Below are 6,959 nucleotides of genomic sequence, written 5' to 3' on the forward strand. Positions count from 1 at the left end.
TTCTGGATTATTACCTGCGCTATGCTAGTTATGCCCTAGTTGCTGGTGATACCAATGTCCTGGATGAGCGGGTTCTACAAGGGTTGCGGGAAACCTATAACTCCCTAGGTGTGCCAATCGCTCCAACCGTGCGTGGGATTGAGATTATGAAAGATATGGTCAAAGCAATGGCAACAGAAGCTGGTATTGGGAATATCGGATTTGTTGATCAGCCCTTTGACCACATGAATCGTGAGTTTAGCGAAACAGATCTTTAAGACATTGATGGTTGGTTGACAGTTGACGGTTGTACGGGTGACTGGAATGGTTGCCCGTACTATAGCGCTGCGCGCAGGGAATCGGGAATCGGGAATCGGGAATCGGGAATCGGGAATCGGGAATCGGGTAATTGCTGATTATATTGCTAATTTTGTCAAGGTCTATTACTTGAACGCTGCTCCAGTAAGGGACGAAACTAGCAAACCTTCCAGAGCCGACCGCCACAAATGATTGAATTGCTGATTGAAATGCGATTGGCCGTAGGCCACGCTACGCGATCGCTTAATAGCAGGCTTGCTGGTTTGTAGCACTCAGGACGGATAACTTGCTTCTAAAATAGTACATAAATACTAAATCACGTCCAGTATGTGTGGTAGATTCACCCTGACAACTATAGGGGTAAGCCTAGCGCGAGCTTTTGATTTAGATGATGTGCCAACCCAGGAGGCTAGTTACAATATTGCCCCTACTCAGCTGGTGGCAACAGTATTAAACCCCTCAACTGAGACTGAGCGACAATGGCAATTGTTACGTTGGGGTTTGATTCCTAGTTGGGCAAAGGATATAAAAATTGGGGCAAAACTGATTAATGCTAGAGCAGAAACGGTAGCAGAAAAGCCAGCATTTCGCAGTGCATTCCGTCGTCGGCGTTGCTTGGTTATAGCGGATGGTTTTTATGAGTGGCGACGAAAGGATGGCAAGAAGCAACCGTTGTATTTCCATATGAAAGATAAGCGTCCGTTTGCTTTTGCAGGACTTTGGGAACTTTGGAAAAATCCAACGGGTGAGATAATTGCTTCTTGTACAATTATAACCACAGTAGCTAATGACATTATCAGTCCGCTCCATGATCGAATGCCAGTCATATTAGAACCTAGGGATTATGATTTATGGCTGCATCATCAGGTAAGTCAACGGGAGCTATTGCAGCCACTACTGATTCCCTATGATGCCCAGAAGATGAGTGTTTATCCCGTTAGCACTACTGTGAATAATGTCAGAAATAATAGTCCTGAGTGTATCATCCCTGTGGAACTTGATAATAATTAAAATAGTCCCTACAATTCTACATTTTAAATCACCATGACTGCTTTTACAGTAAGTTTCAACTCTATTATTGAACTGACTGATGACCAATTTTATAAGTTATGTCGAAATAACCCGGAAATAAAATTTGAGCGCAATGCCAAGGGAGAAGTGATTATCATGTCACCTACTGGTGGAGAAACTGGTAACCATAATGCTGAAATCATCATCGATTTAGGTATTTGGAATCGAAAAGCTAAATTAGGGGTTTGTTTTGACTCTTCGACGTGCTTTAAACTCCCTAATGGTGCTGACCGTTCTCCGGATGTAGCGTGGATTAAACAACAACGCTGGGATGCACTTAAACCAGAGCAACGCCAGAAGTTTCCACCGATTTGCCCGGATTTTGTGCTAGAATTAATGTCTCCAACTGATCGGTTAACGGTGACTCAAGCCAAGATGGAGGAATATCTAAAAAATGGGGTAAGTCTGGGCTGGTTAATTAATCCTCAAGCACGGCAAGTGGAAATTTATCGACCAGGTCAAGTTGTGGAGGTGTTGGAGTCTCCTAAAACTTTATCAGGGGAGGAGGTTTTGCCTGGGTTTGTCCTGGATTTACACTATCTTTGGTAAATATAAAATTTTACTTTCGTCACTCATCACCTGCCGCTGGAATAATAATTTTTTAAACATTCAACACTAGTTTTCTAGAGGTCTGCTATGGGTCGTGCGTCAAAACTAAAACAACAACGTCGCCAAGAATCTCACGACGGTACTAACAGCACTTCATCCCGACCTAGGTACGTATTATTTGAATCCAATAGCTCTAATTACCTAGCTTCATTAGAGTTATTAGGTGGGATGGAACGGTTAAATTGGTGTCCTCATGCAGGGGGAGCACTCAAATTTGATTCCTTCAGTCAAGCCCAAGCCAAAGCTAAGCGGATTGCTAAGCAAAGAGGATACACCCTACAAGTGGTTGAGCTTAATTCTGAACATGTTAATACTGACCAAAAACCTTAGTTACAACCTCCACATTAGGCTCAACCTCTATCCAAAGGGTGGCACCACTATTCTTGGGAGATTCTGGTCTATAGACTAACCGGGATGGCCCGCTGATTTCTACATAATGACAGTTGATATCGCGATTACCCCGTTTAACTGTAATCACTGGGTCTGTTGTATGGTTTTGTTGATTCTTTTGAAGTACTTCCTCGTTGAGGTAGATGTGAGTCAGGGATTTGCTGGGCTGTTTTCTCCAGGAGCCTTGTGGTCCTCGGCTACCGGGAACTATCTTGGGCATACCGTTATATAGCGGAATCCGCCAAAAGCGACCAACTTTTTCGGCTCCTTGAATTCTGCCCTCTTTCAGGAGTTGGCGAACTCGTTGAGGACAAATACCTAGAAGATAGGCGGCTTGGGTGGTATCTATCATGATCGGGCAACTTACTCTAGCGCTATTAATTTATTCGGAAATATACCATACAATTACAGCAATTGCCAAGTTTTATAGGGAACAGGGAATCGGGAATCGGGAATCGGGAATCGGGAATCGGGAACAGGGAACAGCGGATCTGGGCACAGCGGATCTGGGCACAGGGAAGAGAGACTATTAAGTATTAAGTATTAAGGATTAAGTATTAAGGATTAGGAATTAAGCCAGAAGTCTTGAATCGATTAATAAACGTTTAGCAAAATGGCTGATTTATCTGCAGGAAGTACGATAAAAATCAGCAAAAATATCTTTAACTATACCAAATTATCGAAAACTATTTATTCCCTCTCCCCCCACACTCCGAACACTCCACCCTCTCCCGACACTCTTCCCTATTTCCTGCCCTCAGCCCCATGCTTCTCACAAGAATACCGTCGAAATCGATAACCAGGGACTTTAGATATAGATTGTTTATCCTTAATACAACCTTGGGCTTTTAACTCAACAGAGGCAGAAAAATTGACTACCCACAATTCTAAAGGTTTGGGCAGTTGAGCCACAGTTTTTTGCAGGGTTTCTGTAGCTACCCTTGGCTCGGTGTCTTTATGTGCCAAAAGAAACTGGGGTGAATTAATGGCAGTATCAACTACTTTGCGACGGTTCAATTCCCAAGCTAACCCCATCATTTCTCCTGTTTGTTCATGGCTTTTGTGAACTGTAGCAATCAGGACTGGCAGGGATTGAGACTGGAAATCACTAATCTCTAAGATTTTAGCGATCGCAAGATCTGGTCGATCGGCTTTTTGGTAACTCACATGGGATGCCACTATCACTCCACCTACCAATCCCATCAACAGGATTAGTGCTACCCATTGCTGATCTTTCCCTTGGGCAGCTCTCCAACAACTGGCAAAGCTTGCTGCTAGTAACATAATTACGATGGGGAAGTAGACAAACTGGTAACGAGCGGCTAAGGTCAAATCAATGCCAAGACCGTAAGTGATTAATAAGAATAATGCGATCGCTCCCAGGACGAAACCGCCCAAAACCTGAGTCATGACCTTAGTCTGGGAGTGTAACCTCTGAATTCTGATTCCTCGACGCAACAGTTGCCCTATCAAGAGCACTAATATTACTGTTACTAGTCCAGAGGCGACCATAATCGGTAGGGATTGCCCTTCTACTGGCAGCATCACTACCATAGTGATCAGCCAAGACAAGAGTCTAGCTACCGGTTCGAGCAAATTGCTGAGGGTTGTGTCTTGGTGAACCCACTCTGTCAAACGATTACTGGAGGGGCGTGGCAAAATTGGCAGCCAAACTAAGACTCCCATTAATGTCCCGAGGGCCACCGCGTAAATTCGCCACCAGTACTTCCAAGAAAATACTGAACCCCCTGACCCAATCCGCAACCCAAGCATTACCAGTCCTACAGCTGCGATCACCAGGACGAAAAAGTAATGGACAGCTATGCCCAAGCTATTGACAATAACCCAGATTAATGCTATGTAAATCGGGAAGGGCGTCTGCCGTTGAAGCGATCGCGTAGCGTACACCAAACAACTGACTGAAGCGATAACCAATAGAATCCCTAGAGTGTAGTGTCGAGCTTCTTGAGCCAGATAAATGCCATAGGGTGAAACAGCCATCAGTGCTGCTGCGAAGTGACCCACCAGGCAAGAACGAAACCCTAACCAACCTAACCCAAACATGGCTGGAATTGAAATCACTCCCAGTAGCACACTCAAGGATCGCGCTACCCACAGGGATACCAATTCCCCATGGCCTGGAAACAGCTTCAGCCACAGATGGGTTAGGACGAAGTACAGTGGTGGGTGATTACTCTCCGTGATTAGGTTATTAATAACGGAATTGATGCTAGCACTAGAGTTCGGTTTGAGGGGAGCTAACAGGGTATCTGACGTAATCACCTGATCCAGCGGTACGCTCCGAAAACTATTGCCCAGGCTAAACACTAGGGTGGCAAATTCATCTGACCAGGGGGGTTTTCCGGCCAGATAGGTAAACCGTAAACCTGCTGCGATCGCTATCCACACCAGCAGTAATAGAACTATGACCCAACTACTCCAGCTTTTGTCCACTTGGGATTTTGGGTTGTTAAGAATCATTAGTCATTAATTCTCTTTGTAGCTAGGAATCAAGGTAACGTTTTCCCAAACTACTTTATTATCGTTGATGCCACTGTTTAGTTACTTTAACTGAAATCGGTGCTGGGGCAGAGGAATAATACCGCGCAATCATACCGCTATGAAATAATTAGATGAGCTAATCATTGGGATAATTTTTGAATACTGATGAAGGACAAGCTCAAACCAGACTGGGCGGGGGATGACTTACTCTCCCGGTTCGTTAATCTGTTGATCGACACCAAGCCGATCTACAAGGTGATGCAACACCAGGCCAGGCAGGTGCTAATTAAAACCGCAGAAAAAAATGGGATTGAGTGGCGGAAAAACTACCAGGAGTTAGAAAAATCAGGAGCGAAGACCTTACTATCCGAGATTACTAACCCTAGCCTGGTCTACCCAGACTACTACAAAGTCCCTTTCCATGCTTATGACCAGGGAAACCTATGCTGGGAAGCTGCCTTTGAAGCTGCCAGTGCTACCCAGGCTATGGGGTTGAGGGTTTGGCCCAAAGAAAAACTTACTTGGCTTTCGGCACAAGAGCGATTACGAAGTAGTTTTCATCAAGTACTAGGAGAGTATAATCCCGAGATAGTCACAGATGTGCTAGACATTGGCTGCTCAGTAGGGATATCTACCTTAGCGCTACACCGCTACTACTCCAGGATCAAAAAGGGCAAAATCCGCACCGTTGGGTTAGACTTATCCCCTTATATGCTGGCTGTGGCCAAGACCATGGATCAGACAGCAGAAATATCCGAATGGATCCATGGCAAAGGAGAGGAAACCAGTTTACCAGACAATTCCTTTGATGTGGTCACCTTACAGTTGGTTCTTCATGAACTACCGCACCAAGCAACAGAGGAAATTTTTTCCGAAGCGCTACGTATTCTACGACCTGGTGGCTGCCTTGGTGTTGTAGATAATAATCCTGCCTCCCCAGTCATCCAGAATCTGCCCCCTGCACTGTTTGTGTTGATGAAAAGTACAGAACCTTGGAGTGATGACTACTACAGCTTTGATGTGGAAGGGGCGATGATTAAAGTTGGTTTTGACTATCAGACCACGGTAGCCAGCGATCCTCGTCACCGCACTATTATTGCTACAAAACCGTAAGCTATAGCAGTCGCCAGGGCAGTTAGGACATGACAAAAGTCTCACACCCAAAGTAAGCGCAAGAGTTTGACTTCTGACTTCTGACTTCTGACTTCTGACTTCTGACTTCTGCTATATCAGCTATCAGCTATCAGCTATCAGCTATCAGCTATCAGCTATCAGCTATTGCGCGTAGGGCATATGCTTACACAAAACCTGCTTGAGGTGAGTGGGTGAAGTGTGGGGAGTTTGGGAAGTCAAATCAGCAACTCTTGTCCACTGTTACCTGATCTCTGTTCCCAAATCCGCTGATCCCTGTTCCCGACTTCTGAAAGAAATCTAAAGGTTGTAGCAATTCCTCTTGATGCAGTGGCTAATCTAGCGTTTTTTAGCCTAATGAGGTACACATAATTTTTTACCTCTTCCCTCTTATGACTTTACTGCTTCCTGGTCCCTGGTCCCTGGTCCCTGGTCCCTGGTCCCTGGTCCCTGGTCCCTGGTCCCTGGTCCCTGGTCCCTGGTCCCTGGTCCCTGGTCCCTAAAACTTGTACCTTACTAGCTTGAAAACCGCTAGAGTAATAATTACGAGTCAATCCCAAATGAACTAGTTTGGGATTGACTCGCTGTTTGCAGCTTCCTGTGCCGTTCAAAGGTGCTGTAAAAACAACCCAGTTAGGTTATATAACTAAGGATATGAAAAAATCAGTATAATTTTAATAAATTTATCATGAAGACTAGCCAAATTTTTTGAAAGCTTTTTTGAATTAAATGTGAAGATTTGGTTAATTGTGAAAAAAAAGTAAAAATTTGGTGAATCAAGTCCAGGTGGTTGTCGAGTTTCCTAGTCTTGCCCAACCTGAGTTCGACATCACCAACTTTATCCAGGAGTCAGGAGCTTCGATTCAGGATTCAGGATCCATAATAACTGAATTTTATAGTTAATTAGGAATTAATCAGAGTTTAATGGGCAATTAACCTATGTATTCTCCCAATAACTT

General features: G+C 44.5%; 9 protein-coding genes. 6 read left to right on the forward strand and 3 right to left on the reverse strand.

All coding sequences use genetic code 11. From position 1 onward, the window contains the following. A partial coding sequence (locus tag F6K20_RS18125; protein ID WP_502708842.1) for a bilin-binding protein occupies positions 1-257 on the forward strand: 257 nt, incomplete at its 5' end. Here the strand turns inward: F6K20_RS18125 and F6K20_RS18130 are convergent. Further along, positions 238-483 carry a hypothetical protein gene (locus F6K20_RS18130; protein ID WP_154659637.1) on the reverse strand — a complete coding sequence of 82 codons (246 nt, stop codon included), beginning with the start codon at positions 481-483 and terminating at the stop codon, positions 238-240. The two genes, F6K20_RS18125 and F6K20_RS18130, sit on opposite strands and share 20 nt — an antisense overlap. 141 nt (positions 484-624) lie before the next feature. Here F6K20_RS18130 and F6K20_RS18135 point away from each other — a divergent pair, with 141 nt between their 5' ends. From F6K20_RS18135 to F6K20_RS18145, 3 genes are all read left to right on the forward strand, one after another. Then, positions 625-1,308: an SOS response-associated peptidase gene (locus F6K20_RS18135; protein WP_008177976.1), complete on the forward strand. Its 684-nt coding sequence runs from the start codon at positions 625-627 to the stop codon at positions 1,306-1,308. Between the two features lie 33 nt (positions 1,309-1,341). Beyond that, a complete protein-coding gene (locus F6K20_RS18140; RefSeq protein ID WP_008177978.1) occupies positions 1,342-1,917 on the forward strand; it encodes a Uma2 family endonuclease in 576 nt (191 codons plus the stop codon). 87 nt (positions 1,918-2,004) lie between these two features. After that, positions 2,005-2,307: a hypothetical protein gene (locus F6K20_RS18145; protein WP_008177980.1), complete on the forward strand. Its 303-nt coding sequence runs from the start codon at positions 2,005-2,007 to the stop codon at positions 2,305-2,307. On the opposite strand, the gene F6K20_RS18150 is transcribed toward F6K20_RS18145, so the two are convergent. Both F6K20_RS18150 and F6K20_RS18155 read right to left on the reverse strand, forming a co-directional pair. Continuing rightward, positions 2,285-2,719: a helix-turn-helix domain-containing protein gene (locus F6K20_RS18150; protein ID WP_008177982.1), complete on the reverse strand. Its 435-nt coding sequence runs from the start codon at positions 2,717-2,719 to the stop codon at positions 2,285-2,287. The two genes, F6K20_RS18145 and F6K20_RS18150, sit on opposite strands and share 23 nt — an antisense overlap. 392 nt (positions 2,720-3,111) lie before the next feature. Further along, positions 3,112-4,848: a glycosyltransferase family 39 protein gene (locus F6K20_RS18155; protein ID WP_008177986.1), complete on the reverse strand. Its 1,737-nt coding sequence runs from the start codon at positions 4,846-4,848 to the stop codon at positions 3,112-3,114. A gap of 186 nt (positions 4,849-5,034) precedes the next feature. Between F6K20_RS18155 and F6K20_RS18160 the strand changes: the two genes are divergently transcribed. Both F6K20_RS18160 and F6K20_RS18165 read left to right on the forward strand, forming a co-directional pair. Then, complete coding sequence (locus F6K20_RS18160; protein ID WP_008177988.1) at positions 5,035-5,982, forward strand: class I SAM-dependent methyltransferase; 948 nt, start codon at positions 5,035-5,037, stop codon at positions 5,980-5,982. 789 nt (positions 5,983-6,771) lie between these two features. Beyond that, complete coding sequence (locus tag F6K20_RS18165; RefSeq protein WP_287295563.1) at positions 6,772-6,903, forward strand: hypothetical protein; 132 nt, start codon at positions 6,772-6,774, stop codon at positions 6,901-6,903. Positions 6,904-6,959: the final 56 nt, after the last annotated feature.

Source organism: Moorena sp. SIO2C4, from assembly GCF_010672485.1.
GTDB lineage: Bacteria > Cyanobacteriota > Cyanobacteriia > Cyanobacteriales > Coleofasciculaceae > Moorena > Moorena producens.